Origin of the sequence: Polymorphospora rubra, from assembly GCF_018324255.1 — a bacterium.
Taxonomy (GTDB): Bacteria; Actinomycetota; Actinomycetes; order Mycobacteriales; family Micromonosporaceae; genus Polymorphospora; species Polymorphospora rubra.
On the sequence record NZ_AP023359.1, the window covers coordinates 1695762 to 1721147 of the forward strand.

The window sequence follows — 25386 nt, forward strand, 5'->3', positions numbered from 1 at the left end:
CGGCGGCTCGTCGCCGTGCTCTTCGACGGCGAACGACCCGTCTGACCCCGTCAACTTCCGTAGACCCCAGATCGGTAGCGGCCCGGTCAACCACGACGGCGAACGACCACCAATTCCGATCAAGGACCTACTTCTTACCGGCCTTCTTCTTGCCGGCGACGGTCCGCTTCGGGCCCTTACGGGTGCGGGCGTTGGTACGGGTCCGCTGTCCCCGGACGGGAAGACCGCGGCGGTGCCGGATGCCCTCGTAGCAGCCGATCTCGACCTTGCGGCGGATGTCGGCGGCGACCTCGCGGCGCAGGTCGCCTTCAACCTTGTAGTTGGCCTCGATGTGATCGCGGAGCTGCACGAGCTCCTCGTCGGTGAGGTCCTTGGTGCGCTTGTCGGGGCTGATGCCGGTCGCGCTCAGGGTTTCGATCGCGCGGGTCCGGCCGACCCCGAAGATGTAGGTGAGCGCGATCTCCAACCGCTTGTCGCGGGGAGGTCGACGCCGACTAGACGTGCCATGTGCGGGCGTACTCCTCGTGTTTTCTCACGGAGGTCTGTGCCCGACCCACCCCGCCTGCCCGGACGGGCCCCGGCCTCCGACCGGGGGTCTGCCACGCGCGTACGCCTTGACGGCGAAACTCCCGCGGCTGGGACGAGCTTGTTCGGTTGTGCGATCTGCCAGCGGAGGGGTTCAGCCCTGGCGCTGCTTGTGGCGCGGGTCGGTCTTGCAGATGACCATGACCCGGCCGTGCCGCCGGATGACCCGGCAGTTGTTGCAGATCCTCTTGACGCTCGGCTTGACCTTCACGGTTTGCCTTACTTCCCATCTACACCCGGCGACACGACGCGTCGCGCGCCGGACTTCGAAGACGGACACGGGGACATCCCGGCCGTCGTCAGGTGTTACTTGTAGCGGTAGACGATGCGCCCGCGGGTCAGGTCGTACGGCGAGAGCTCGACGACCACCCGGTCCTCGGGCAGGATGCGGATGTAGTGCTGCCGCATCTTGCCACTGATGTGAGCCAGCACCTTGTGACCGTTGGCCAACTCCACCCGAAACATCGCGTTCGGCAGTGGTTCGATGACCCGGCCTTCGATCTCGATGGCCCCGTCTTTTTTCGGCATGTCCTCCGCTGTCCTGACGTCGGTTTATCCGGATGGCTCACAACGCCTTTCACGGGTCGCCCTCCGCTACGGGAACATGCCCGTGACGTGGAACGGCCCGCGCCAGCCGCGGCTCCAAGACCCACCGGAAGCGCAGGGTGGGCATGATGGAGTGGACGCTGTGCGCCGATCAGCCAGTGTACGCGCGCCCAGGTATCGACGGCAAACCGAGGTCCTGGTCACCCCGCCGCAGATGACGGGTCAGTCGTCATCCTCGAAATCAGATCCCTTTTCAGCCTTTTTGCGGGCTTTCTTCTCTGCTTTCGCCTGCCGCTTACGGGCCTCCTTCGCCGCCCACTTCTGCGGCTCGCCCGTGACCAGACCGCTGATCGTGATCGCGATCAGGACCGCCCCCCAGGGACCGGCCACCCACCCCGGCCAGAAGTACATCAGCTCCTGCGTCATCAGGCAGATGACCGCCCAGATGCCGACCACGATGCCGACTGTGAGGCCGTACCCGTCCCAGGTGTCGGCCAGCCAGCGCCGCGTCGCGTGCGGGTAGCGCCCGTCCGGCTCGGCTACCAACTCCGCTTTCTCGCCGATCGGCACGAGCTGCGCCTCCGCCGCGGGGATGGTGCCCGGTAGGTCGGAGAGCAACCCGTCAAGATCGGCATACGTCTTCGCGAGATAGACCCGCTGAAGCCGTTCGTCGTATTCGTGCAGGTCAAGCCGGCCTTCACCCAACGCGACCCGCAGTTGCTCGGCGACCGCCTCCCGATCGGAGTCCGCCGCGCGCATGTCCTCACGCCGATCCATGCCTACGAGGATGCCATCCCCGACCCAGGACGCCCGCGCCGGTCGGCCCTCCAGGCCACCGGGGGCCGCGGCCGCTCGGGCGTCGCCCCGCGGCGCGTCACGCCGGCGGGGACGTCGCCGGCTGCCGGGCGGTCACCAGGTCACCCAGCCGACTCCGGCCGCCGTCCGGTGCCGTGAGCACCCAGATGCCGTCGTCGAGAATCGCCGAGGAGTGTTCGACGTGCGCCGCGACCGAACCGTCACGGGTGACCACGGTCCAGCCGTCGGCCAGTTCGACGGTTTTGGGCGACCCCATCGTGATCATCGGCTCGATCGCCAGCGCCATGCCGGGCACCAGCGCCGGCCCTCGGCCCGGCCGGCCGTGGTTGAGCACGTGCGGGTCCTGGTGCATCTCGGTGCCGATGCCGTGCCCGCCGTACCCGTCGACGATGCCGTAGCGGCCACCCTTACGAACCGCCGTCTCCACGGCGTGGGAGATGTCGGTGAGCCGGCCCCGGCCGGAGCCGGCGCCCTGGGCCGCCGCCGCGATGCCCGCCCACATCGCGTCCTCGGCGACCTCGGCCATCCGCAGCAGGGCCGGGTCCACGTCACCGACGCCCACCGTGATCGCCGCGTCGCCGTGCCAACCGTCGAGGACAGCCCCACAGTCGATCGAGATGAGGTCACCGTCCCGCAGGACCTGGTCCGGCGACGGGATGGCGTGCACGATCTGCTCGTTGACCGATGAGCAGATCGTGGCCGGGAACCCGTGGTAGCCCTTGAACGACGGGACCGCGCCCGCATCCCGGATCACCGACTCGGCGATCGCGTCCAGATCGGCCGTGGTGACCCCGGGCGCCACCGCCTCACGCATCCGCGCCAGTGCCGCGGCGACGACGAGTCCCGCGGCGCGCATCAGGTCGATCTGCTCGGGAGTCTTGAGCTGTATGTTCAGCCGCTGGCGGCGCATGCGAGGTATCGGGCCTTCCGTTGACGGTCGCGGTGCGCGCGGAGGAACCGGGTCGCGCCCGCTTGATCGAGCCTAACCGCCGTACGACCGCAGTGCGTCGATAGCCCGTACCGTGACGTCTTCGACCGGGCCGGTCGCGTCGATGCCGACCAGCTTGCCCTGGGCACCGTAGTAGTCGACCAGCGGCGCCGTCTTGTGCGCGTACTCGACGAGGCGTTCGGCGATCGTCTCGGCCTTGTCGTCGTCACGCTGGAACAGGTCGGCGCCGCAGCGGTCGCAGACCCCTTCGCGGGTGGTCGCGTCAAACTCGACATGCCAGATCTTGCCGCAGCCCCGGCAGGTGCGCCGGCCCGACAGGCGCCGGATCACCTCGTCGTCGTCGACGACCAGCTCCATCACGAGGTCGAGCGCGGTCCCGAGGTCGGCCAGAAGCTTGTCCAGGGCCGCGGCCTGCGGAGTGGTCCGGGGGAACCCGTCGAGCAGGAACCCCTCGGCCGCGTCCGCCTCGGCGAGCCGGCCCCGGACCATGTTGATGGTCACTTCGTCCGGGACCAGCTTGCCCGCGTCCATGTAGCGCTTGGCCTCGACTCCCAGCGGTGTGCCCTGGGAGACGTTGGCCCGGAAGATGTCCCCCGTGGAGATCTTGGGCACCGACAGGTGAGCGGCGATGAACTCCGCCTGGGTCCCCTTCCCCGCCCCTGGGGGGCCAACCAGAACCAGTCTCATTTACCGCAGGAACCCTTCGTAGTTCCGCTGCATGAGTTGACTCTCGATCTGCTTCACGGTTTCCAATCCGACGCCGACCATGATGAGCACCGCGGTGCCACCGAACGGGAAGTTCACGTACTGGTCGCTGTTGAGCCAGATGAAGAAGAAGTTCGGCAGGATCGAGATGAGGCCGAGGTAGAGCGCGCCCGGCAGGGTGATCCGGCTCAGGATGAAGTCGAGGTATTCGGCGGTGGGCTTGCCCGGCCGGATGCCGGGGACGAAGCCACCGTACTTCTTCATGTTGTCCGCGACCTCGGTCGGGTTGAACGTGATCGAGACGTAGAAGTACGTAAAGAAGATGATCATCAGGAAGTAGACCGCGATGTAGATCGGGCTACGCGGGTCCGCCAGGTTGTTCTGCACCCAGATCTGCACGTCGCCCGGGTCGTTCGGGTCGAAGAACTGCAGACCGAGCTGGGGCAGGTAGAGCAGCGACGAGGCGAAGATGACCGGGATGACACCGGCCTGGTTGACCTTCAGCGGGATGTAGGTCGACGTACCGCCGTACATCCGGCGACCGATCATGCGCTTCGCGTACTGCACCGGGATGCGACGCTGCGCCTGCTCGATGAAGACCACGGCGGTGATGACGATCAGCACCAGGGCGATCACCAGGGCGAACATGCCCCAACCGTTGGTGGTCTTGATCGACCAGCCCTCGCTGGGGAGCCGGGCGGCGATCGAGGTGAAGATCAGGACCGACATGCCGTTGCCGACGCCGCGGTCGGTGATCAGCTCGCCGAGCCACATGACCAGACCGGTGCCGGCGGTCATCGTGATGACCAGGACCGTGACGGTGAGCCAGGTCGGCAGGCCGGTGCCCTCGGGGATGATCGCGAACTGCGGATCGCTCTGCGGGCAGTTGCCCTGGAAGAGCTGACCGGACCGGGCCAGGGCGACGAAGGCCGAAGCCTGGAGCACACCGAGCCCGAGGGTCAGGTAACGGGTGTACTGGGTGATCTTCGCCTGGCCGGACTGGCCTTCCTTGCGCAGCTGCTCAAGTCGCGGGATCACGACTGTGAGCAGCTGGAGGATGATCGAGGCTGTGATGTACGGCATAATGCCGAGCGCAAAGACCGACAGCGAGAGCAGCGCGCCACCGGAGAAGAGGTTCAGCAGTGTGAAGACACCGCTGGTCTCCCCGTTCTCCATGGCGTCGATGCAGTTCTGCACGTTGCCGTAGGACACGCCGGGGCTGGGGATCGTCGCGCCGAGCCGGTAGATCGCGACGATAGCCACTGTGAACAGCAGCTTCTTGCGCAGGTCAGGCGTGCGGAACGCACTGCTGAAGGCGGAGAGCAACTCTTTCCTCCTGCGCGAGGCGGGCCGCCGGCTGAGTCAGTGGCGGTCAGGGTTGGTCGCGGGCGGGTTGAGCCCGCAAACCATGGCTGGGACTCGGACTGTAACAGTCCAATCGGTTTAGGGGCAGGTCCGTCCTGCCACATCCACCGGTACCGATATTAACGGGACGATTGGTCCCTCAGTAGACCGTGGCGCCCGCCAGTTGCTTCCAACTGATCGGACGCCACGACCCGGTAGTTCCTTACAGCTCGGTGACCGAGCCACCGGCCGCGGTGATCTTCTCCTTGGCCGAGGTGCTGAACGCCTGCGCCGACACCTGGAGCTGGACGCCGCCCAGTTCACCGGTGCCGAGAACCTTGACCGGCTGGCCCTTGCGGACCGCGCCGGCCTCGACCAGCTCGGCCGGACCGACCTGGCCGCCGTTGGGGAAGAGTTCCGCGAGCCGGTCCAGGTTGACCACCTGGAACACGACCTTGTTCTTGTTCTTGAAGCCCTTCAGCTTCGGCAGACGCATGTGGATGGGCATCTGCCCACCCTCGAACGCCGCCGAGATGTTCTTGCGGGCCTTCGAACCCTTGGTACCCCGACCGGCGGTCTTGCCCTTGGAGCCCTCACCGCGACCCACGCGGGTCTTGGCGGTCTTGGCACCGGGGGCCGGACGGAGGTGGTGAACCTTGATCGTCATTAGTCAACCTCCTCGACCTTCACGAGGTGGTTCACGGTGAAGATCATGCCCCGAATCTCGGGCCGGTCCTCCTTGACCACCACGTCGTTGATCCGCTTGAGACCGAGCGACCGCAGCGACTCACGCTGGTTGCGCTTGGCCCCGATCTCCGACCTGAGCTGGGTGACCTTGAGACGTGCCATCGTCATGCCCCCACACCCGCGCGAGCCGCCAGCATGGCGGCCGGCGCGACGTCCTCGACCGGCAGACCACGACGGGCAGCGACCGCCTCCGGCGATTCGAGAGCCTTCAGGGCGGCCACGGTCGCGTGCACGATGTTGATCGGGTTCGAGGAGCCGAGGCTCTTCGAGAGCACGTCGTGGATACCGGCGCACTCCAGCACGGCACGCACCGGGCCACCGGCGATGACACCCGTACCGGCGCTGGCCGGCTTGAGCAGGACGACGCCAGCGGCGTCCTCGCCCTGCACCGGGTGCGGGATCGACGCGGCGATCCGGGGCACCTTGAAGAAGTGCTTCTTGGCCTCCTCGACGCCCTTGGCGATCGCCGCGGGCACCTCCTTGGCCTTTCCGTAACCCACACCCACGGTGCCGTCACCGTCGCCCACGATCACCAGGGCGGTGAAGCTGAAGCGACGACCACCCTTCACGACCTTGGCCACCCGGTTGATGGCGACTACCCGCTCGAGGTGCGGGGTCTTCTCGACGGGCGCGTTTCCGCGGCCGCCCTCACGGCGGTTGTCGCGGCGACCACCCTCGTTGCCACCGGACCCGCCGCCACGGCGCTGTTGACCTGGCATCAGCAGCCTTCCTTCCTTCTCGTGACGGGGTTAGAACTCAAGCCCGGCTTCGCGGGCGGCGTCGGCCAGCGCGGCGAGACGCCCCGCGTACCGGTTGCCACCGCGGTCGAAGACGACCTTCGAAATACCAGCGGCCTTGGCGCGCTCGGCGACCAGTGCACCGACCTTGCCGGCCAGGGCGCTCTTGTCACCCTCGGCACCGCGGATCGACTCGTCCAGGGTCGAGGCCGACGCCAGGGTGTGCCCCTTGGTGTCGTCGACGATCTGGGCCGTGATGTGCCGCAGCGAACGGGTGACGACCAGGCGCGGACGCTCGGCGGTGCCGCTGATGTTCTTGCGCACCCGGAAGTGCCGACGCGCCCGCCCGACGGCGCGCTTGGCAGCGACGCCGCGACGACGCTTGAGCAGCGTGGCGGTCACTTCTTACCTGCCTTTCCAGCCTTACGGCGGATTACCTCGTCCAGGTACTTGACACCCTTGCCCTTGTAGGGCTCCGGCGGACGGATCTTCCGGATGTTCGCGGCGACCTCACCGACGAGCTGCTTGTCGATGCCGGCCACGTGGAACAGCGTCGGCTTCTCCACCGTGAAGGTGATACCCGCCGGCGGGGTCACGAGGACCGGGTGCGAGAACCCGAGCGCGAACTCGAGATCGCTGCCCTTCGCCGCGACCCGGTAGCCGGTGCCCCGGATCTCCAGGCTCTTGCGGTAGCCGTCCGTCACCCCGACGATCATGTTGGCGACCAGGGTCCGGCTCAGGCCGTGCAACTCCTTGGCGCGCCGCTCGTCGTTCGGCCGGTTGACGTGCAGTTCGCCGTCGTCGCCGCGCTCAGCCGTGATCGGCTCGGCGAGGGTGTGCGACAGCTCGCCCTTCGGGCCCTTGACCTTCACGGTCTGCCCGTCGATCGTGACCTCGACGCCAGCCGGCACCGGGATCGACTTACGTCCAATACGCGACATTATCGATCATTTCCTTCGTTCGCGACTGCGGGGCTCCGCTTCGCGGCGCACTTGGTGCTCACGCCAGGGCCCCCGTTACCAGACGAAGGCGAGGACTTCCCCGCCAACGCTCCGCTTGCGGGCCTGCCGGTCGGTCAGCAGTCCCTGCGACGTCGAAATGATCGCCACACCGAGTCCACCGAGCACCCGCGGGAGCCCGTCCGACTTGGCGTAGACCCGCAGACCGGGCTTGGAGACGCGCTTGATGCCGGCCAGGCTCCGCTCGCGGTTCTGGCCGTACTTCAGCTCGACGACCAGTCGCTTGCCGACGGCGCCCTCCGCGGGCTCCTCGACCGACCAGGTCGCGATGTAGCCCTCGGCCTTGAGAACCTCGGCGATGTTCGCCTTGATCTTCGAGTAGGGCATCGTCACCTGGTCGTGGTACGCCTGGTTGGCGTTACGCAGACGAGTGAGCATGTCTGCGATCGGGTCGGTCATCGTCATGGGTTCTGTCAGCCTTTCTCGCCGGGGTTCCCGGGGCTCGCGCCCCGGGCCTACGGCGAAGAGCAATAGCTAGTTACCAGGAAGCCTTGGACACGCCGGGCAGCTCACCGCGGTGAGCCATCTCCCGGATGCACACCCGGCAGAGGCCGAACTTGCGGTAGACCGCCTTCGGACGCCCGCAACGCTGGCAGCGGGTGTACGCGCGAACCGAGAACTTCGGCTTCGCGGCCGCCTTGAGGATCAGCGCCTTCTTGGCCATTCGCTCAGTTCTCCTTGAACGGGAAGCCCAGGAACTTCAGCAGCGCCCGGCCCTCGTCGTCGGTCGTGGCGGTGGTGACCACCGTGATGTCCATGCCCCGCTGGCGATCGATCCGGTCCTGGTCGATCTCGTGGAACACCGACTGCTCGGTCAGACCGAACGTGTAGTTGCCGTTCCCGTCGAGCTTGCGCCCGTCGAGACCGCGGAAGTCACGGATACGCGGCAGTGCGATCGACAGCAGCCGGTCGAGGAACTCCCACATCCGGTCGCCGCGCAGCGTCACCTTGGCGCCGATCGGCATGCCCTCCCGCAGCTTGAACTGCGCGATGGACTTGGTGGCCCGACGTACCTGCGGCTTCTGGCCGGTGATGGTGGCCAGGTCGCGGACCGCACCCTCGATCAGCTTGGCGTCGCGAGCTGCCTCGCCGACACCCATGTTGACGACGATCTTGACGAGGCCGGGCACCTGCATCGGGTTGCCGTACTGGAACTGCTCGCGCAGCTGTCCGACGATCTCGTTGCGGTACCGCTCCTTGAGCCGCGGCGTGATCTTGGTCTCGGTAGCGGTGGTCATCACAGGTCCTTACCGTTGCTGCGCGCGATGCGGACCTTCTGGCCGTTGTCGTCGAACCGGTATCCGACCCGGGTCGGCTTGCCGTCGGAGTCGAGGATCTGCACGTTCGAGACGTGGATCGCAGCCTCCTGGGTGACGATGCCACCGGTCTTCGCGCCGCGCTGGGTGGTGCGGATGCGTTCGTGCTTCTTGACGCGGTTCACGCCCTCGACCAGGACCTTGTCCTGCCGCGGGTAGGCCGCGATGACCTTGCCCTTGGCACCCTTGTCCTTGCCGGCGATGACGATGACCGTGTCGCCCTTCTTGACCTTCACAGTCACAACACCTCCGGGGCGAGGCTGATGATCTTCATGAACCGCTTGTCCCGCAGCTCACGCCCGACAGGCCCGAAGATACGGGTCCCGCGCGGGTCACCACCGTCTTTGATGATCACGGCGGCGTTCTCGTCGAAACGGATGTACGAACCGTCCGGGCGCCGCCTCTCCTTGGCGGTGCGGACGATGACCGCCTTGACGACGTCGCCCTTCTTCACACCGGCACCCGGGATCGCGTCCTTGACGGTGGCCACGATGACGTCGCCGATGCCCGCGTAGCGCCGACCGGAGCCACCGAGCACCCGGATGCACAGGATCTCCCGGGCACCCGTGTTGTCGGCGACGCGCAGTCGCGACTCCTGCTGAATCACGTCTATCTCCTATGTCTGCCGGTTCTCCGGCCGCTCGCACGGCCGGAGCCTGGCGGAACCCGCGCCCGGCGACGCCGGACGAGCTCGAAGCCTTCGCTACTTGGCCTTTTCCAGGATCTCCACGATCCGCCACCGCTTGGTGGCGGACAGCGGGCGGGTCTCCATCAGCAGGACCCGGTCACCGATGCCGCACGCGTTCTGCTCGTCGTGCGCCTTCAGCTTGCTGGTCCGGCGCATGACCTTGCCGTACAGCGGGTGCTTGACCCGGTCCTCGACCTCGACGACGACGGTCTTTTCCATCTTGTCGCTGATCACGAGGCCCTCGCGTACCTTGCGCTGGGCCCGTGGAGCGGCGGCCGTGTTCTCGCTCATGCTGCAGTCACCTCATCCGGCGCGGCCGAGAGCCCCAGCTCACGCTCACGCATGATCGTGTAGATCCGGGCGATCTCCCGACGAACGACCTGGAGCCGGCGGTTGTTGTCCAGCTGACCGGTCGCGCTCTGCACGCGGAGGTTGAACAGCTCCGCCTTGGCCTCGCGGAGCTTCGTGACCAGCTCCTCGTCGGAGAGCTCACGCAGCTCGGCGGCCTTAACGCCCGCTGCCATCAGGATTCACCCACTTCGCGCGTCACAATGCGGCACTTCATCGGGAGCTTGTGGATCGCGCGGCGCATGGCCTCACGCGCGATCTGCTCGTTGGGGAAGGACATCTCGAACAGCACCCGACCGGGCTTGATGTTCGCGACCCACCACTCAGGCGAACCCTTACCGGAACCCATCCGGGTTTCGGCCGGCTTCTTGGTGAGGGCCTGGTCCGGGAAAACGGTGATCCAGACCTTGCCACCACGCTTGATGTGGCGGGTCATGGCGATACGGGCCGACTCGATCTGCCGGTTCGTGACGTACGCCGGCTCGAGCGCCTGGATACCGAACTCGCCGAAGACCACCCGGTTGCCGCCCTTCGAAGCGCCGCTGCGATCCGGGTGGTGCGGCTTGCGGAAGCCCTTCGGGGGCTTGCGCGGCATCAGCATGTGTCAGCCCTCCTGCGCTGAGCTGTCGTTCCCGGCCGGAGCCGGGGCGGCCGCCGCGGCGGCGCTGTCGTTCGGGGCTTCCGCGGCCTCGGCCTGCGCGGCCTGCGCAGCCCGTCCGGCCTCGGTGCCGCCGGCGGTCGTACCGGTCGAGCCGGAGCGCCCACGACGCGGCCGCTCGGGCCGGTCGCCACGTTCCCGACGGGGACGCGCGGGACCCGCCTCGACCGGGGCCTCGCGGCCCGGTACGGCGTCACCCTTGTAGATCCAGACCTTCACACCGATCCGGCCGAAGGTGGTACGGGCCTCGAAGAACCCGTACTCGATGTTGGCGCGCAGCGTGTGCAGCGGAACGCGACCCTCGCGGTAGAACTCCGTGCGGCTCATCTCCGCACCGCCGAGGCGGCCGGAAACCTGCACCCGGATGCCCTTGACGATCGAGTTCTTCATCGCCGACTGCATCGCCTTGCGCATCGCCCGCCGGAAGCTGACCCGGCTGGAGAGCTGCTCCGCGACGCCCTGCGCCACGAGCTGGGCGTCCGACTCGGGGCTCTTCACCTCGAGGATGTTGAGCTGCACCTGCTTGCCGGTCAGCTTCTCCAGCTCGCCACGGATCCGGTCGGCCTCCGCGCCCTTACGGCCGATGACGATGCCCGGCCGGGCGGTGTGGATGTCGACCCGGACCCGGTCCCGGGTCCGCTCGATGTCGACCTTGGAGATACCCGCGCGCTCCAGGCCCTTGGACATCATCCGCCGGATCTTGACGTCCTCGGCGATGTAGTCCTTGTAGAGCTTGTCGGCGTACCACCGGGACTTCCAGTCGGTCGAGATGCCGAGCCGAAACCCGTGCGGGTGAACCTTCTGACCCATTACTCGGCACCCTCCGTGTTACTCGCAGACTCGCTGGCCTGCGCCTTGGTCTCCGGCTTCGCCTCGGCGGGCGCGGCCTTCTTCGCCGCGGCCTTCTTCGCCGGACGTGCCGCCGGCGCGACCGCCTCCACCGCGATGGTGATGTGGCAGGTGCGCTTGCGGATCCGGTAGGCCCGGCCCTGCGCGCGCGGCTGGAACCGCTTCATGGTCGGTCCCTCGTCGACGAACGCCTCGCTGACGAGCAGCGCGTCGGGGTCCAGCCGCTCGTTGTTCTCGGCGTTGGCGATCGCGCTGGCGAGCACCTTGTAGACCTGCTCGCTCGCGGCCTGCGGCGCGAACTGGAGCACCGTGAGCGCCTCCTTCGCGGGCAAACCGCGGACGAGGTTGACCACCCGGCGCGCCTTGTTCGGCGAGATGCGCACGTAACGCGCAATCGCCCGCGCGCCCGGGAGCACCGGAGCGTCGCCCTTAACTGGCATCGCTGAAACCCCTTGATCCTCTATCCGTGGCTGCCGCGTCAGCGGCGGCGGCTCTTCCGGTCGTCCTTCTCGTGACCCTTGAACGTGCGGGTGAGCGCGAACTCGCCGAGCTTGTGCCCGACCATCGACTCGGTGACGAACACCGGGACGTGCTTGCGCCCGTCGTGCACGGCGATCGTGTGCCCCAGCATCTCGGGGATGATCGTCGAGCGTCGCGACCAGGTCTTGATGACGTTCTTCGAGCCCTTCTCGTTCTGCGTCTCCACCTTCTTGAGCAGGTGGTCGTCGATGAACGGGCCCTTCTTCAGGCTGCGAGGCATGTCTTGACTTCTCCTTAGCCGCGCTTGCGGGTCGCGTAGCGGCGGCGGACGATCAGCCGGTCGCTCGGCTGGCCCTTACGACGGGTACGGCCTTCGGGCTTACCCTGCGGGTTGACCGGGTGGCGACCACCGGAGGTCTTGCCCTCACCACCACCGTGCGGGTGGTCGACCGGGTTCATGGCGACACCACGTACGGTCGGGCGCTTGCCCTTCCAGCGCATGCGGCCGGCCTTGCCCCAGTTGATGTTTGACTGGTCGGCGTTGCCGATCTCACCGACGGTCGCCCGGCACCGGACGTCGACCCGCCGGATCTCACCGGACGGCATCCGCAGCGTGGCGTAGGCGCCTTCCCGGCCGAGCAGCTGGATGCCGACGCCGGCCGAGCGGGCCAGCTTGGCACCGCCACCGGGACGCAGCTCCACCCCGTGGATCGTGGTACCGACCGGAATATTGCGCAGCGGCAGGTTATTGCCCGGCTTGATGTCGGCCGTGGGGCCCGACTCGACCGTGTCGCCCTGCTTCAGGTCCTTCGGCGCGATGATGTAGCGCTTCTCGCCGTCGGCGTAGTGCAGCAGCGCGATCCGCGCGGTGCGGTTGGGGTCGTACTCGATGTGGGCGACCTTCGCCGGTACGCCGTCCTTGTCGACCCGCTTGAAGTCGATCAGACGGTACTGGCGCTTGTGCCCACCACCCTGGTGCCGCGCGGTGATCCGGCCGTGGGCGTTGCGCCCACCCTTCTTCGGCAGCGGAGCCAGCAGCGACTTTTCGGGAGTCGACCGCGTGATCTCGGCGAAGTCGGCGACGCTGGAGCCACGGCGGCCCGGGGTCGTCGGCTTGTACTTACGGATAGCCATTGTCTATACCCCTCAGCCGACCGGGCCGCCGAAGGCCTCGATACGATCACCGTCAGCCAGCTTCACCATCGCCCGCTTGGTGGCCTTGCGCTGACCGAAACCGGTACGGGTCCGCTTGCGCTTGCCTTCGCGGTTGAGCGTGTTCACCGTCAGGACGCGGACGTTGAAGATCTGCTGGATCGCGATCTTGATCTCGGTCTTGTTGGCGTCCGGGTGGACCAGGAACGTGTACCAGTTCCGGTTCAGCTCGCTGTAGCTCTTCTCGGAGACCACCGGCGCGACGATGATGTCGCGGGGGTCAGCGATGGTGGTCACTTGTCGCTCTCCTCGGACTTCGACGCCGCCGGGACGCGCAGGAACTCGTCCAGGGCCTCCTTGGTGAAGACCACGTCGTCGGCGACCAGCACGTCGTAGGTGTTGAGCTGGCCGGCCTCGATCAGGTGCACGCTCGCCTCGTTACGCAGCGACAGCCAGTTGAGCTCGTCGGTGCTGCTCAGCACGACCAGCACCCGCCGGGCCTCGGTGGCCTTGCGCAGCGTGGCGATGGCGGCCTTGGTCGACGGCTTCTCGCCGGTGACGAACGCCTCCACCACGTGCAGCTGGCCGGCGCGGGCGCGGTCGGAGAGCGCCCCCCGCAGTGCGGCGGCCTTCATCTTCTTCGGGGTCCGCTGGCTGTAGTCACGCGGCACGGGGCCGTGCACGACGCCACCGCCGGCGAACTGCGGCGCGCGGATGGAGCCCTGCCGCGCCCGGCCGGTGCCCTTCTGCTTGTACGGCTTCTTGCCGCCGCCGGCCACCTCGCCGCGGGTCTTGGCCTTGTGCGTGCCCTGCCGGGCCGCCGCGAGCTGAGCCACCACGACCTGGTGCATCAACGGGACGTTGGCCTGTACGTCGAAGACCTCGCCGGGAAGGTCGACCGAACCGCTCTTGACGCCTTCGGCGTTGAGCACGTCAACCGTCGCCATTACTTGACACCACCCTTCTTGGCCTGGGTCTTGGCCGCGGAGCGGACCAGGACCAGCGCGCCCTTGGGGCCGGGGATGGCGCCCTTCACCAGCAGCAGGTTGTTCTCGGCGTCGACCGCCTGCACGGTGAGGTTCTGCACCGTGTAGCGCACACCACCCATGCGGCCGGCCATCCGTACGCCCTTGAAGACACGACCGGGGGTCGCGCAGGCGCCGATGGAACCGGGCGAGCGGTGCTTGCGCTCGACACCGTGGCTGGCACGCAGGCCGTGGAAGCCGTGCCGCTTCATGACACCGGCGAAGCCCTTGCCCTTGGTCTTACCGGTCACGTCGATCGTTCCGCCGGGCGCGAAGCTGTCGACGGTGACCTCCTGGCCGAGCTCGTAGTCGCTCGCGTCGGCCGTGCGGAGCTCGACGATGTGCCGGCGCGGGGCCACACCCGACTTCGCGAAGTGACCGGCCCGCGGCTTCTTGACCTTGCGGGGGTCGATCGCGCCGTACGCCAGCTGGATCGCCGAGTAGCCGTCCTTGTCACCGGTTCGCACCTGGGTCACGACGCACGGGCCGGCCTGCACCACGGTCACCGGCACAACCCGATTGTTGTCCCAGACCTGGGTCATGCCGAGCTTGGCGCCCAGGATGCCCTTAACTTGCCTGTCCATTAGTCGCAGTCCCTACAGCTTGATCTCGATGTCGACGCCAGCCGGCAGGTCGAGGCGCATGAGCGAGTCGACCGTCTTCGGGGTCGGGTCGATGATGTCGATCAGACGCTTGTGCGTGCGCATCTCGAAGTGCTCGCGCGAGTCCTTGTACTTGTGCGGCGACCGGATGACGCAGAAACGGTTGATTTCCGTGGGCAGCGGCACCGGGCCCGCGACCTGCGCCCCGGTGCGCGTCACCGTCTCGACGATCTTCCGCGCCGAGGAGTCGACGACCTCGTGGTCGTAGGCCTTGAGCCGGATGCGGATCTTCTGTCCCGCCATGGTGGCTTCTGTTCCTTCTCTCGATGCCGCTGTGTCGCGGGGCTTCCCCCGGATTCCGCCCACCCCCGCGGTCGGGCGTGTCGCGCCCTGGAGCCAGGCTCCGCCCCGGATTCCCGGAGCGACCTGGGGTGTTTCGCGGGGCTGACCCCGTCCGAGGGTCAAGGCTCCGGCCGTGTCTCCAAGGCCGGACACCGTGCGAGGGTGGTTGACTGCTGGGCAGCCAACCACCCTGCGCGGACGCAACCTGACTAGTATGCCGTACCGCGTACGGCAACGCTAATCGGGGTTACCTGTTACTTGACGATCTTCGTGACGAAACCGGCGCCGACGGTCCGGCCACCCTCACGGATCGCGAACTTGAGGTTGTCCTCCATCGCGATCGGCTGGATGAGCTTGACCGACATCGACGTGTTGTCGCCCGGCATGACCATCTCGGTGCCCTCGGGCAGCGTGACGACACCGGTGACGTCGGTGGTACGGAAGTAGAACTGCGGCCGGTAGTTCTGGAAGAACGGGGTGTGCCGGCCACCCTCCTCCTTGGAGAGGATGTAGACGGTCGCCTCGAACTCGGTGTGCGGGGTGTTCGTACCCGGCTTCACCACGACCATGCCGCGCTCGACCTCGTCGCGCTTGGTACCGCGCAGCAGCAGGCCGACGTTCTCACCCGCGCGGGCGTCCTCCAGGGTCTTCCGGAACATCTCGATCGCGGTGACCTTGGTCTTGATGCCCTTGTCCTTGATACCGACGATCTCGACGTCCTCGTTCGGGAGGAGCACACCGCGCTCCACCCGGCCGGTGACGACGGTGCCACGACCGGTGATCGTGAAGACGTCCTCGACGGGCATGAGGAACGGCTTCTCGGTCTGCCGCTCCGGCTGCGGGATGGCGGTGTCGACCGCACCCATCAGCTCCATGAGCGCGTCGGTCCACTGCGGGTCGCCCTCGAGCGCCTTCAGCGCCGAAACCCGGACGACCGGCAGGTCGTCACCCGGGTAGTCCTGCGCCGACAGCAGCTCGCGGACCTCGAGCTCGACGAGCTCGAGCAGCTCCTCGTCGTCGACCATGTCGCTCTTGTTGAGCGCCACGACGATGTACGGCACGCCGACCTGACGGGCCAGCAGCACGTGCTCGCGGGTCTGCGGCATCGGGCCGTCGGTCGCCGCCACCACCAGGATCGCGCCGTCCATCTGCGCGGCACCGGTGATCATGTTCTTGATGTAGTCGGCGTGACCGGGGCAGTCGACGTGAGCGTAGTGCCGCTCCTCCGTCTGGTACTCGACGTGCGCGATCGAGATCGTGATACCGCGGGCCTTCTCCTCCGGCGCCTTGTCGATCTCGTCGAACGGCGTGTAGGGGTTGACGTCCGGGTACCGGTCGTGCAGCACCTTGGTGATGGCCGCGGTCAGCGTCGTCTTACCGTGGTCGATGTGACCAATGGTGCCGATGTTGACGTGCGGCTTAGTCCGCTCGAACTTCGCCTTCGCCACTGGTGTCCTCCTGTGGACTTCTTGGTTCGTACGCCCCGGGCGCCCATTGCGGCGCCCAGGACTCTGTCGACTTGGGTCTTGCGGCAGTGACGCCTTCAGGCCCGGTACGGCAGCTCGCCCGAAGGCGAGCGGGGATCACTCCCCGGTCGCCTTTGCGATGATCTCCTTAGCCACGCTCTGCGGAACCTCGGCGTAGGAGTCGAACTGCATGCTGTAGCTAGCCCGGCCCTGGGTCTTCGACCGCAGGTCGCCGACATAGCCGAACATCTCCGACAGCGGCACCAGGGCGCGGACGACGCGGGCACCGCCGCGCTCCTCCATCGCCTGGATGATGCCACGGCGGGAGTTGAGGTCGCCGATGACGTCACCCATGTTCTCCTCAGGAGTGGTGACTTCAACGGCCATCATCGGTTCGAGGAGCGCCGGGTCGGCCTTGCGGGCCGCCTCCTTCAGCACCATCGAACCAGCGATCTTGAATGCCATTTCCGACGAGTCAACCTCGTGGTACTGACCGTCGAGCAGCGTCAGCTTGACGCCGACCAGCGGGAACCCGGCCAGGATGCCGTACTGCATGGCGTCCTGGGCGCCCGCGTCCACCGAGGGGATGAACTCCTTGGGGATACGGCCACCGGTGACGGCGTTGGAGAACTCGTACGTCGCCGACTCGTTGTCGAGCGGCAGCGGCTCGAGGCTCACGATGACGCGGGCGTACTGACCCGAACCACCGGTCTGCTTCTTGTGCGTGTACTCGACCTTCTCCACCTTGCGGCGGATGGTCTCGCGGTACGCCACCTGGGGCTTACCGATGTTCGCCTCGACGTTGAACTCCCGCCGCATCCGGTCCACCAGGATGTCCAGGTGCAGCTCGCCCATGCCGGCGATGACCGTCTGCCCGGTCTCCTCGTCGTTCTTGACGCGGAAGGTCGGGTCCTCCTCGGCCAGCCGCTGGATCGCGGTGCTCAGCTTCTCCTGGTCGGCCTTGGTCTTCGGCTCGATCGCCACCTCGATGACCGGCTCGGGGAAGGTCATCGACTCGAGGATCACCGGGTTGGCCGGGTCACACAGCGTGTCACCGGTCGTGGTCTGCTTCAGACCCTGTACGGCGATGATGTCGCCAGCCTGGGCCGAGCCGCGCTCTTCCCGCTTGTTGGCGTGCATCTGGTAGATCTTGCCGATGCGCTCCTTGCGGTCCTTGGTGGAGTTGACCACCTGGGAGCCGGACTCGAGCTTGCCGGAGTAGACCCGCACGTAGGTGAGCTTGCCGAGGTGCTTGTCGGTCTGGATCTTGAAGGCCAGGCCGGAGAACGGCTCGGTCACCGAGGGCTTGCGCTGCAGCGGCGTCTCGCCGTCGGTCGCCGTGCCCTCGATCGCCGGGATGTCCAGCGGCGACGGCAGGAAGCTGATCACCGCGTCCAGCATGGGCTGGATGCCCTTGTTCTTGAACGCGGTGCCGGTCAGCACCGGGTTGGCCTTGCCCGCGATCGTGGCCCGCCGGATGGCGGCCTTGATCTCGTCGGCGGAGAGTTCCTCACCCTCGAGGTACTTCTCCATGACCGCGTCGTCGACGTCGGCGAGGGTCTCGAGCAGCTTCTCGCGCCACTCGGCGGCCAGGTCGGTGAGGTCGGCCGGGATCTCCTCGACCGCGTAGTCCTCACCCTTCTGGGTCTCGCCCCGCCAGGTCAGCGCCCGCATCTCGACCAGGTCGACGACACCGATGAAGTCGGCCTCGGCACCGATCGGCACCTGGAGCACCAGCGGCGTCGCCTTGAGCCGGTCGATCATCATCTGCACGCAGCGGAAGAAGTCCGCACCGGTCCGGTCGAGCTTGTTGACGAAACACATCCGCGGGACGTTGTACTTGTCCGCCTGCCGCCACACGTTCTCGGTCTGCGGCTCGACGCCGGCGACACCGTCGTAGACGGCGACGGCACCGTCGAGGACCCGCAACGACCGCTCGACCTCGACCGTGAAGTCGACGTGGCCGGGCGTGTCGATGATCTGGATCGTGTGGCCCTTCCACTCGCACTTCGTGGCGGCGGAGGTGATGGTGATGCCCCGCTCCTGCTCCTGCTCCATCCAGTCCATGACGGCGGCGCCCTCGTGGACTTCACCGATCTTGTAGGTGATGCCGGTGTAGAACAGGATCCGCTCGGTGGTCGTGGTCTTACCGGCATCGATGTGCGCCATGATGCCGATGTTGCGTACGTTGGCGAGCGCGTCTGCGGCGGCCACTTCAATCCCTACTTGTCGTCTCGTCTACGAACCGTTGATTACCAGCGGTAGTGCGCGAAGGCCTTGTTGGACTCGGCCATCTTGTGCGTGTCCTCACGCCGCTTGACGGCGGCGCCAAGGCCGTTGCTCGCGTCGAGCAGCTCGTTCATGAGGCGCTCGACCATGGTCTTCTCGCGGCGGGCCTTCGAGTACGTCACCAGCCAGCGCAGCCCGAGGGTGGTCGCCCGGGCCGGGCGCACCTCGACCGGCACCTGGTAGGTCGCGCCACCGACACGGCGGCTGCGGACCTCGAGGGTCGGCTTGACGTTGTCCATCGCGCGCTTGAGCGTGACGACCGGGTCGGTACCCGACTTCTCGCGGCAGCCTTCGAGCGCTCCGTAGACGATGCGTTCGGCCAGCTGGCGCTTTCCGCGCAGGAGGATCTTGTTCACCAGCTGGGTGACCAGCGGCGAGTTGTAAACCGGGTCCGCGACCAGGGGGCGGCGCGGAGCGGGGCCCTTACGCGGCATGTCAGCTCTTCTCCTTCTTCGCGCCGTAACGGCTACGGGCCTGCTTGCGGTTGCGGACGCCCTGGGTGTCCAGCGAGCCGCGGACGATCTTGTAACGCACGCCGGGGAGGTCCTTCACACGACCGCCACGCACGAGCACGATCGAGTGCTCCTGAAGGTTGTGGCCGACGCCGGGGATGTAGGCGGTCACCTCGATCTGGCTGCTGAGCTTCACACGGGCGACCTTGCGCAGCGCGGAGTTCGGCTTCTTCGGGGTGGTGGTGTAGACGCGCGTGCAGACGCCACGCCGCTGCGGGCTGCCCTTGAGCGCCGGCGTCTTCGTCTTCGTCGTCTTGGCCTGTCGGCCCTTGCGGACCAACTGCTGAATGGTGGGCACCGGGTTTCTCCGCTCCCTTCGGCCACTTCTCACGCGGCCGCGCTGTCTGCCGTAACCGCCCGGGTGGGCGGCTCTACTACCTTCCGACCAGGGCTTCCGTCAGGAGCCCCGGCACCCGCGGTCGGGCGTGTCGCCAGCCCACAGGTTTGACGCGAACTTCCGAACGCGTCGGCTTTGTCGTTGTCGCGGCGCTTGTCGATGGCCTACAGCCGGATCGTGAGCACACACGAGTTGCCCGGGCATGCCCGGGCACGAGGGAAAAGAGTACCCACCATGAGCGCACAGGTCAAAACGGGCCTGTGTGTGCCTCCCACAGCGTCCACACTTGCGTCGACATGCATCGAGTCGCCGCCCGCCACGGATGTCCACCCATCGCGAGCAACCCCCAGTTAGCAAGTGTAACGGCTCCCACGGCGGCCGGCTCCGGGCGCCCCCCGCCCGCGTCAGGCCAGTTGCAGCAGCAGGGCCGACGCGAACGAGAGCACGGTGATCCCCAGGCCGGCGGCGCCGCAACTCACCGCCGAGATCGCCCAACCACGCCCGGTGAACCGGATCGCCGGCGGCTCGGCCGTACGCAGGATCTGTCGGCGCGCGATCAGCCCGAGTACGACCCCGGCCAGCCCGAGCAACCCGCCGAGGACGGCGAACGCGCCCGCCACCCAGCCACCCCAGCCGGCCTGTGCCCCGGCCAGCCCGAAGCAGGCGACGAGCAGCGAGACCAGGATCGAACCGATCCCGGCCACGAGGGCACCCACGGCCAGCCCCGACATGACCGGGGGTACGCCGAGGTGCACCACCGCGAACCCCGTACCGGGGACCGGGTCGACGCGGCTGGGCCGGCTCCAGCTTTCCCTCGGCGGCGCCGGGGGCAGGGGGGCGGGCACCATGACCGGCGGCGGGCCGGAGACTCCCGGCGGATATGCGCCGCCGGACGGACCAACCGGCACGACCGGCGGGGTGCCCGGGTACGCCGGCACTGTCGCGGCCCCCGGGGACGCCGGGACCGGCGGGTGCCCCGGCGGCGTGGTGGCCGGTGGCGGGACGGGCCCGGTCGGGGCCGCCCACGGGCTCGCCGGCGGGAGAGCGGGACGGGTCGGGACCGGCCACGGGCTCGCCGGCTGAACCGGCCCCGGGACCGGCGCACCCGCGGGTCCGGCTCCCGTCGTGCCGGAGTCGGCGAGATGTGGGGTGTCGGGGCCGGTGGGGACAGCCGGCATCCCGCCGGGTCCGGCGGGCGGGCCGGTCGTCGGGGATGGGGCGCCGAATGGATCTGACGGCTTGTGGAGGCTCGGCTGGTGGGCCGGTGGCGGGGCCGCCGACTCCGCGGACGGCTCGCCCGACGGCTGCGACCGTACCTCTTCCGCCACGAACGTCCCCTCTCCGCAACCGACTGCCGCTCCGGCCCCGGTCCGGGTGTTCCGCCCGGGCCTTCCCACGCCGACCTTCCGGCTCGGGCCATCCGGTGTCGGGCCTGGTGCCCGGCGCGTACCGGATCGTACGAGTCAGGCTACCGCCGGCCGACCATTCCGGTCTTCCGGGAGGTCGGCCCGGGACACGCCTGGACCGGCTCTGCGGCGGCTAGTTGACGGACGGCGCGAAGTCCTGCCCGGTCGGGCTGTTGGCCAGGTTGATCAGCCCGATCACCAGCCCGATCACCAGCGTGGTCGCGGCCAGTGTCAGACCGGCCCACGCGAGGCGCTCACCGCGGTCGAGCCAGGCCGACCCGGTCAGGTATCCACCCGACGCGTACGCCTCCCGGCGGGCCTGCCGCGACAGCAGCAGGGCGATCGTGGCGGGTGCGACACCGCCCACGACCACGCCGGTGATCGCGGCGACCAGACCGAGCCAGAAGACGGTCATCGCCTTGGTGGAGCGCACCGGGTCGGGATCGAGCGGGTGGCGCGACGCCGTGGGCGGCGGGACGGTGACCGGCGTCGTGTTCACCACCCCAGCCTACAAAGACCGGGCGCCGGCCACGTCGTGCGTACGACGTGACCGGCGCCCGGTTCCGTGTTGCGCCTAGCGGTACGACCCGAAGTCGAAGTCGTCCAGCGGCACGGCCTGCCCGCTGGCCGGCCCGAATCCGTAGTCGGTCTCGGGGTATCCGGTCATCGAGTAGACCTTGGCCTTCGCCTCCTCGGTGGGCTCGACCCGGATGTTGCGGTACTTGCTGATGCCGGTACCGGCCGGGATGAGCTTTCCGATGATGACGTTCTCCTTCAGGCCGATGAGCGAGTCGCTGCGCGCGTTGATCGCCGCATCGGTCAGCACCCGGGTGGTCTCCTGGAAGGAGGCCGCCGACAGCCACGAGTCGGTGGCCAGCGACGCCTTGGTGATACCCATCAGCACCGGACGTCCGGCCGCGGGCTCGCCGCCCTCGGAGACGAGCCGGCGGTTCTCCGACTCGAACAGTGCCCGGTCGACCAGCACACCCGGCAGGAACTCGGTCGCGCCGGAGTCGATCACCGTGACCCGCTTGAGCATCTGGCGGATGATGATCTCGATGTGCTTGTCGTGGATGAGCACACCCTGCGAGCGGTAGACCTCCTGGACCTCCTGGGTCAGGTGGACCTGGACCGCGCGCGGGCCGAGGATGCGCAGCAGCTCGTGCGGGTCGATGGTGCCCTCGGTGAGCTTCTCGCCGACCTCGACGCGGTCTCCGTCGTGGGCCCGCAGGCGGACCCGCTTGGAGATCTTGTCGTGGACGATCTCGTCGCTGCCGTCGTCCGGCACGATGATGATCTTCCGCGAACGCTCGCCGTCCTCGATCCGGATCCGGCCCGGGGTGTCGGCGATCGGCGCCTTGCCCTTCGGCACCCGCGCCTCGAAGATCTCCTGGACACGGGGCAGACCCTGGGTGATGTCCTCACCGGCGACACCACCGGTGTGGAAGGTACGCATGGTCAGCTGCGTACCCGGCTCACCGATGGACTGGGCGGCGATGATGCCGACCGCCTCGCCCACGTCGACGGTCTTGCCGGTCGGCAGCGAGCGGCCGTAGCACGCACCGCAGACACCCAGCTTCGACTCGCAGGTGAGCACGCTGCGTACCCGTACCGTCTCGACGCCGGCGGCGACGAGCTTGTCGACCAGGATCGAGTTGAGGTCCGCGCCCCGCTCGACCACCAGGGTGCCGTCGGCGCCCTTGATGTCGTCGGCGATGGTCCGGGCGTGTACGCCGGTCTCGGCGTGCTCGTGGACCACCAGCTTGCCGTCGAGGTACTCGCCGACCTGCATCGGGATCGCCCGGTCCGTGCCGCAGTCCTCTTCGCGGATGATGACGTCCTGGGAGACGTCGACCAGACGACGGGTCAGGTAACCCGAGTCGGCGGTCCGCAGCGCGGTGTCGGCGAGACCCTTACGGGCACCGTGCGTGGAGATGAAGTACTCCAGCACGGACAGACCCTCCCGGTAGCTGGCCTTGATCGGCCGCGGGATGATCTCACCCTTCGGGTTGGCCACCAGACCACGGATCGCGGCGATCTGGCGAAGCTGGAGCAGGTTACCGCGGGCACCCGAGTTGATCATCTTCCACAGCGGGTTCTCCTGCGGCAGCGCGGTCTCCATCTCCTTGGCGACCTCGCCGGTCGCCTTGGTCCAGATCTCGATGAGCTCGCCGCGACGCTCCTCGGCGGTCATCAGACCCCGCTGGTACTGCTTGTCGATCCGGTCGGCGTCGGACTCGTACCGCTCCAGGATCTCCCGCTTGCGCGGCGGAGCGATGACGTCCTCCATGCCGATCGTGACACCCGACCAGGTGGCCCAGTGGAAACCGGCCTCCTTGAGCCCGTCGAGGGTCGCGGCCAGCGCCACCTTCGGGAACCGCTCGGCGAGGTCGTTGACGATCGCCGACAGCTGACCCTTGCGGATCTCGTAGTTCACGAAGCGGTAGCCCTGCGGCAGCGTCTCGTTGAACAGCACCCGGCCCAGCGTCGTCTCGACCGTCAGCGGCTCGCCCGGCGTCCAGTCCTCCGGCTCGGTCCACTTGGTCGCGCCGGCGCCGTTGTCGACCCCGACGACGCCGTGCAGGCGGATCTTCACCGGTGCCTGCAGGTGCAGTTCACCGTTGTCGTACGCCATCCGGGCCTCGGCGTCCGAACTGAACGCCCGGCCCTCGCCACGCGCACCCGCGGTGAGGTGGGTGAGGTGGTAGAGGCCGATGACCATGTCCTGGGTCGGCATGGTGACCGGCTTGCCGTCCGCGGGCTTGAGGATGTTGTTGGACGACAGCATCAGGATCCGCGCCTCGGCCTGCGCCTCGGCGGACAGCGGCACGTGGACCGCCATCTGGTCACCGTCGAAGTCGGCGTTGAAGGCGGTGCAGACGAGCGGGTGGATCTGGATCGCCTTGCCCTCGACCAGCTGCGGCTCGAAGGCCTGGATGCCCAGCCGGTGCAGCGTCGGTGCCCGGTTGAGCAGCACCGGGTGCTCGCCGATGACCTCTTCCAGCACGTCCCACACGACCGGACGGTGCCGCTCGACCATCCGCTTGGCGGACTTGATGTTCTGCGCGTGGTTGAGGTCGACCAGCCGCTTCATCACGAACGGCTTGAACAGCTCCAGCGCCATCTGCTTGGGCAGGCCGCACTGGTGCAGCTTGAGCTGCGGGCCGACCACGATGACCGAGCGGCCGGAGTAGTCGACGCGCTTGCCGAGCAGGTTCTGCCGGAACCGACCCTGCTTGCCCTTGAGCATGTCGGACAGCGACTTCAGCGGACGGTTACCCGGGCCGGTGACCGGCCGGCCACGGCGGCCGTTGTCGAACAGCGCGTCGACGGCCTCCTGGAGCATCCGCTTCTCGTTGTTGACGATGATCTCGGGCGCGCCGAGGTCGATCAGCCGCTTGAGCCGGTTGTTGCGGTTGATCACCCGACGGTAGAGGTCGTTGAGGTCCGAGGTGGCGAACCGGCCACCGTCGAGCTGGACCATCGGCCGCAGGTCCGGCGGGATCACCGGTACGCAGTCGAGCACCATGCCGAGCGGGGAGTTGCGGGTGTTGAGGAACGCCGCGACGACCTTGAGCCGCTTGAGCGCCCGGATCTTCCGCTGGCCCTTGCCGGACCGGATGATCTCGCGCAGATTGTCGGCCTCGGCGTGCAGGTCCATGTTCTGGACCAGCGCCTTGATCGCCTCGGCACCCATGCCACCGGTGAAGTACTCGCCGAACCGGTCCCGCAGCTCGCGGTAGAGCAGCTCGTCGGTGACCAGCTGCTTGGAATCCAGCTTCCGGAAGGTGTCGAGAACCTCGTCCAGCCGGTCGATCTCCCGCTGGGCCCGGTCGCGGATCTGGCGCATCTCGCGCTCGCCGCCCTCTTTGACCTTGCGGCGTACGTCGGCCTTGGCGCCTTCGGCCTCCAGCTCGGCGAGGTCGGCCTCCAGCTTGGCGGCCCGCTTCTCGATCTCCGAGTCGCGGCTGTTCTCCGACTGCCGCTTCTCGGCGAGAATCTCGTTCTCGACGGTGGACATGTCCCGGTGCCGCGCTTCGGTGTCGACGCTGGTGATCACGTACGAGGCGAAGTAAATGATCTTTTCGAGGTCCTTGGGGGCCAGGTCGAGCAGGTAGCCCAGCCGGCTCGGGACGCCCTTGAAGTACCAGATGTGGGTCACGGAGGCGGCCAGCTCGATGTGGCCCATCCGCTCACGCCGCACCTTGGACCGGGTCACCTCGACGCCGCAGCGCTCGCAGATGATGCCCTTGAAGCGGACGCGCTTGTACTTACCGCAGTAGCACTCCCAGTCCCGCTGCGGACCGAAGATCTTCTCGCAGAAGAGCCCGTCCTTTTCCGGCTTCAGAGTGCGGTAGTTGATCGTTTCAGGCTTCTTGACCTCGCCGTGCGACCACTGACGGATGTCGTCTGCGGTGGCCAGGCCAATGCGCAGCTCGTCGAAGAAGTTGACGTCGAGCACGTTACG

Annotated in this window: 34 protein-coding genes and 1 pseudogene; all 35 read right to left on the minus strand. The window is 67.8% G+C overall.

All coding sequences use genetic code 11. The features are described from left to right. Nucleotides 1-127: 127 nt before the first annotated feature. Nucleotides 128-507: pseudogene (gene rpsM / locus Prubr_RS07700) on the minus strand (30S ribosomal protein S13). A 172-nt stretch (nucleotides 508-679) separates the two neighbouring features. Beyond that, nucleotides 680-796: a 50S ribosomal protein L36 gene (gene rpmJ / locus Prubr_RS07705; protein WP_212822987.1), complete on the minus strand. Its 117-nt coding sequence runs from the start codon at nucleotides 794-796 to the stop codon at nucleotides 680-682. 95 nt (nucleotides 797-891) lie between these two features. Continuing rightward, entirely contained in the window at nucleotides 892-1113 is a 222-nt protein-coding gene (gene infA / locus Prubr_RS07710; RefSeq protein ID WP_007073013.1) for a translation initiation factor IF-1, read from the minus strand. Between the two features lie 240 nt (nucleotides 1114-1353). Beyond that, on the minus strand, nucleotides 1354-1908 hold the full coding sequence (locus Prubr_RS07715; RefSeq protein WP_425517991.1) for a DUF1707 SHOCT-like domain-containing protein: 555 nt from the start codon (nucleotides 1906-1908) through the stop codon (nucleotides 1354-1356). A 97-nt stretch (nucleotides 1909-2005) separates the two neighbouring features. Next, entirely contained in the window at nucleotides 2006-2857 is an 852-nt protein-coding gene (map, locus tag Prubr_RS07720) for a type I methionyl aminopeptidase (RefSeq protein WP_212822989.1), read from the minus strand. Between the two features lie 72 nt (nucleotides 2858-2929). Continuing rightward, nucleotides 2930-3583: an adenylate kinase gene (locus Prubr_RS07725; protein ID WP_212822997.1), complete on the minus strand. Its 654-nt coding sequence runs from the start codon at nucleotides 3581-3583 to the stop codon at nucleotides 2930-2932. Further along, nucleotides 3584-4927, minus strand: a complete 1344-nt coding sequence (secY, locus tag Prubr_RS07730) for a preprotein translocase subunit SecY (RefSeq protein ID WP_212822999.1) — start codon at nucleotides 4925-4927, stop codon at nucleotides 3584-3586. A 241-nt stretch (nucleotides 4928-5168) separates the two neighbouring features. Continuing rightward, the gene (rplO, locus tag Prubr_RS07735; RefSeq protein ID WP_212823008.1) at nucleotides 5169-5612 is read right to left on the minus strand and encodes a 50S ribosomal protein L15; all 444 of its coding nucleotides are present in this window, start codon (nucleotides 5610-5612) and stop codon (nucleotides 5169-5171) included. Continuing rightward, nucleotides 5612-5794 (minus strand): 50S ribosomal protein L30, encoded by a 183-nt coding sequence (gene rpmD, locus Prubr_RS07740; protein ID WP_212827709.1) that lies wholly within the window; start codon nucleotides 5792-5794, stop codon nucleotides 5612-5614. The genes rplO and rpmD overlap by 1 nt, the downstream gene beginning before the upstream one ends. Before the next feature lie 2 nt (nucleotides 5795-5796). After that, nucleotides 5797-6411 carry a 30S ribosomal protein S5 gene (gene rpsE / locus Prubr_RS07745; RefSeq protein WP_212823009.1) on the minus strand — a complete coding sequence of 205 codons (615 nt, stop codon included), beginning with the start codon at nucleotides 6409-6411 and terminating at the stop codon, nucleotides 5797-5799. Between the two features lie 30 nt (nucleotides 6412-6441). Further along, complete coding sequence (rplR, locus tag Prubr_RS07750) at nucleotides 6442-6831, minus strand: 50S ribosomal protein L18 (RefSeq protein WP_212823011.1); 390 nt, start codon at nucleotides 6829-6831, stop codon at nucleotides 6442-6444. Beyond that, nucleotides 6828-7370: a 50S ribosomal protein L6 gene (gene rplF, locus Prubr_RS07755; protein WP_212823013.1), complete on the minus strand. Its 543-nt coding sequence runs from the start codon at nucleotides 7368-7370 to the stop codon at nucleotides 6828-6830. Before rplF ends, rplR begins: the two co-directional genes overlap by 4 nt. Before the next feature lie 75 nt (nucleotides 7371-7445). After that, entirely contained in the window at nucleotides 7446-7853 is a 408-nt protein-coding gene (gene rpsH / locus Prubr_RS07760) for a 30S ribosomal protein S8 (protein WP_212823015.1), read from the minus strand. A gap of 73 nt (nucleotides 7854-7926) precedes the next feature. Next, nucleotides 7927-8112, minus strand: a complete 186-nt coding sequence (locus Prubr_RS07765) for a type Z 30S ribosomal protein S14 (RefSeq protein WP_007073023.1) — start codon at nucleotides 8110-8112, stop codon at nucleotides 7927-7929. Between the two features lie 4 nt (nucleotides 8113-8116). After that, nucleotides 8117-8686 carry a 50S ribosomal protein L5 gene (gene rplE, locus Prubr_RS07770; RefSeq protein WP_212823017.1) on the minus strand — a complete coding sequence of 190 codons (570 nt, stop codon included), beginning with the start codon at nucleotides 8684-8686 and terminating at the stop codon, nucleotides 8117-8119. Further along, nucleotides 8686-9006 carry a 50S ribosomal protein L24 gene (rplX, locus tag Prubr_RS07775; protein WP_212823019.1) on the minus strand — a complete coding sequence of 107 codons (321 nt, stop codon included), beginning with the start codon at nucleotides 9004-9006 and terminating at the stop codon, nucleotides 8686-8688. The genes rplE and rplX overlap by 1 nt, the downstream gene beginning before the upstream one ends. Next, complete coding sequence (rplN, locus tag Prubr_RS07780) at nucleotides 9003-9371, minus strand: 50S ribosomal protein L14 (RefSeq protein ID WP_212823021.1); 369 nt, start codon at nucleotides 9369-9371, stop codon at nucleotides 9003-9005. Before rplN ends, rplX begins: the two co-directional genes overlap by 4 nt. 96 nt (nucleotides 9372-9467) lie before the next feature. Then, entirely contained in the window at nucleotides 9468-9743 is a 276-nt protein-coding gene (gene rpsQ / locus Prubr_RS07785; protein WP_212823031.1) for a 30S ribosomal protein S17, read from the minus strand. Further along, nucleotides 9740-9976, minus strand: a complete 237-nt coding sequence (gene rpmC / locus Prubr_RS07790) for a 50S ribosomal protein L29 (protein WP_212823033.1) — start codon at nucleotides 9974-9976, stop codon at nucleotides 9740-9742. Before rpmC ends, rpsQ begins: the two co-directional genes overlap by 4 nt. Beyond that, nucleotides 9976-10401, minus strand: a complete 426-nt coding sequence (rplP, locus tag Prubr_RS07795; RefSeq protein WP_212823035.1) for a 50S ribosomal protein L16 — start codon at nucleotides 10399-10401, stop codon at nucleotides 9976-9978. Before rplP ends, rpmC begins: the two co-directional genes overlap by 1 nt. Nucleotides 10402-10404: 3 nt before the next feature. Beyond that, complete coding sequence (gene rpsC, locus Prubr_RS07800) at nucleotides 10405-11268, minus strand: 30S ribosomal protein S3 (protein ID WP_212823037.1); 864 nt, start codon at nucleotides 11266-11268, stop codon at nucleotides 10405-10407. Further along, entirely contained in the window at nucleotides 11268-11747 is a 480-nt protein-coding gene (rplV, locus tag Prubr_RS07805) for a 50S ribosomal protein L22 (protein ID WP_212823046.1), read from the minus strand. The genes rpsC and rplV overlap by 1 nt, the downstream gene beginning before the upstream one ends. Nucleotides 11748-11785: 38 nt before the next feature. Next, the gene (rpsS, locus tag Prubr_RS07810; protein ID WP_212823048.1) at nucleotides 11786-12067 is read right to left on the minus strand and encodes a 30S ribosomal protein S19; all 282 of its coding nucleotides are present in this window, start codon (nucleotides 12065-12067) and stop codon (nucleotides 11786-11788) included. 14 nt (nucleotides 12068-12081) lie between these two features. Continuing rightward, nucleotides 12082-12921: a 50S ribosomal protein L2 gene (gene rplB, locus Prubr_RS07815; protein WP_212823050.1), complete on the minus strand. Its 840-nt coding sequence runs from the start codon at nucleotides 12919-12921 to the stop codon at nucleotides 12082-12084. Between the two features lie 12 nt (nucleotides 12922-12933). Next, complete coding sequence (rplW, locus tag Prubr_RS07820; RefSeq protein WP_212823052.1) at nucleotides 12934-13236, minus strand: 50S ribosomal protein L23; 303 nt, start codon at nucleotides 13234-13236, stop codon at nucleotides 12934-12936. Next, nucleotides 13233-13886 (minus strand): 50S ribosomal protein L4, encoded by a 654-nt coding sequence (gene rplD, locus Prubr_RS07825; protein WP_212823054.1) that lies wholly within the window; start codon nucleotides 13884-13886, stop codon nucleotides 13233-13235. Before rplD ends, rplW begins: the two co-directional genes overlap by 4 nt. After that, nucleotides 13886-14548, minus strand: coding sequence for a 50S ribosomal protein L3 (rplC, locus tag Prubr_RS07830; protein WP_212823056.1), 663 nt, complete (start codon nucleotides 14546-14548; stop codon nucleotides 13886-13888). The genes rplD and rplC overlap by 1 nt, the downstream gene beginning before the upstream one ends. A 12-nt stretch (nucleotides 14549-14560) precedes the next feature. Beyond that, nucleotides 14561-14869, minus strand: a complete 309-nt coding sequence (gene rpsJ / locus Prubr_RS07835; protein ID WP_007073037.1) for a 30S ribosomal protein S10 — start codon at nucleotides 14867-14869, stop codon at nucleotides 14561-14563. A gap of 293 nt (nucleotides 14870-15162) precedes the next feature. Then, entirely contained in the window at nucleotides 15163-16356 is a 1194-nt protein-coding gene (tuf, locus tag Prubr_RS07840) for an elongation factor Tu (RefSeq protein WP_212823058.1), read from the minus strand. Nucleotides 16357-16491: 135 nt separating this feature from the next. Beyond that, complete coding sequence (fusA, locus tag Prubr_RS07845) at nucleotides 16492-18588, minus strand: elongation factor G (RefSeq protein WP_212823067.1); 2097 nt, start codon at nucleotides 18586-18588, stop codon at nucleotides 16492-16494. Nucleotides 18589-18626: 38 nt separating this feature from the next. Further along, nucleotides 18627-19097 (minus strand): 30S ribosomal protein S7, encoded by a 471-nt coding sequence (rpsG, locus tag Prubr_RS07850; protein WP_212823082.1) that lies wholly within the window; start codon nucleotides 19095-19097, stop codon nucleotides 18627-18629. 1 nt (nucleotide 19098) lies between these two features. Next, the gene (gene rpsL, locus Prubr_RS07855; RefSeq protein ID WP_007465318.1) at nucleotides 19099-19473 is read right to left on the minus strand and encodes a 30S ribosomal protein S12; all 375 of its coding nucleotides are present in this window, start codon (nucleotides 19471-19473) and stop codon (nucleotides 19099-19101) included. 443 nt (nucleotides 19474-19916) lie between these two features. Then, the gene (locus Prubr_RS07860; protein ID WP_343221616.1) at nucleotides 19917-20420 is read right to left on the minus strand and encodes a hypothetical protein; all 504 of its coding nucleotides are present in this window, start codon (nucleotides 20418-20420) and stop codon (nucleotides 19917-19919) included. 631 nt (nucleotides 20421-21051) lie between these two features. Continuing rightward, nucleotides 21052-21417, minus strand: a complete 366-nt coding sequence (locus tag Prubr_RS07865) for a hypothetical protein (RefSeq protein WP_246568434.1) — start codon at nucleotides 21415-21417, stop codon at nucleotides 21052-21054. 75 nt (nucleotides 21418-21492) lie between these two features. Continuing rightward, complete coding sequence (locus Prubr_RS07870; protein WP_212823086.1) at nucleotides 21493-25380, minus strand: DNA-directed RNA polymerase subunit beta'; 3888 nt, start codon at nucleotides 25378-25380, stop codon at nucleotides 21493-21495. Nucleotides 25381-25386 lie beyond the last annotated feature (6 nt).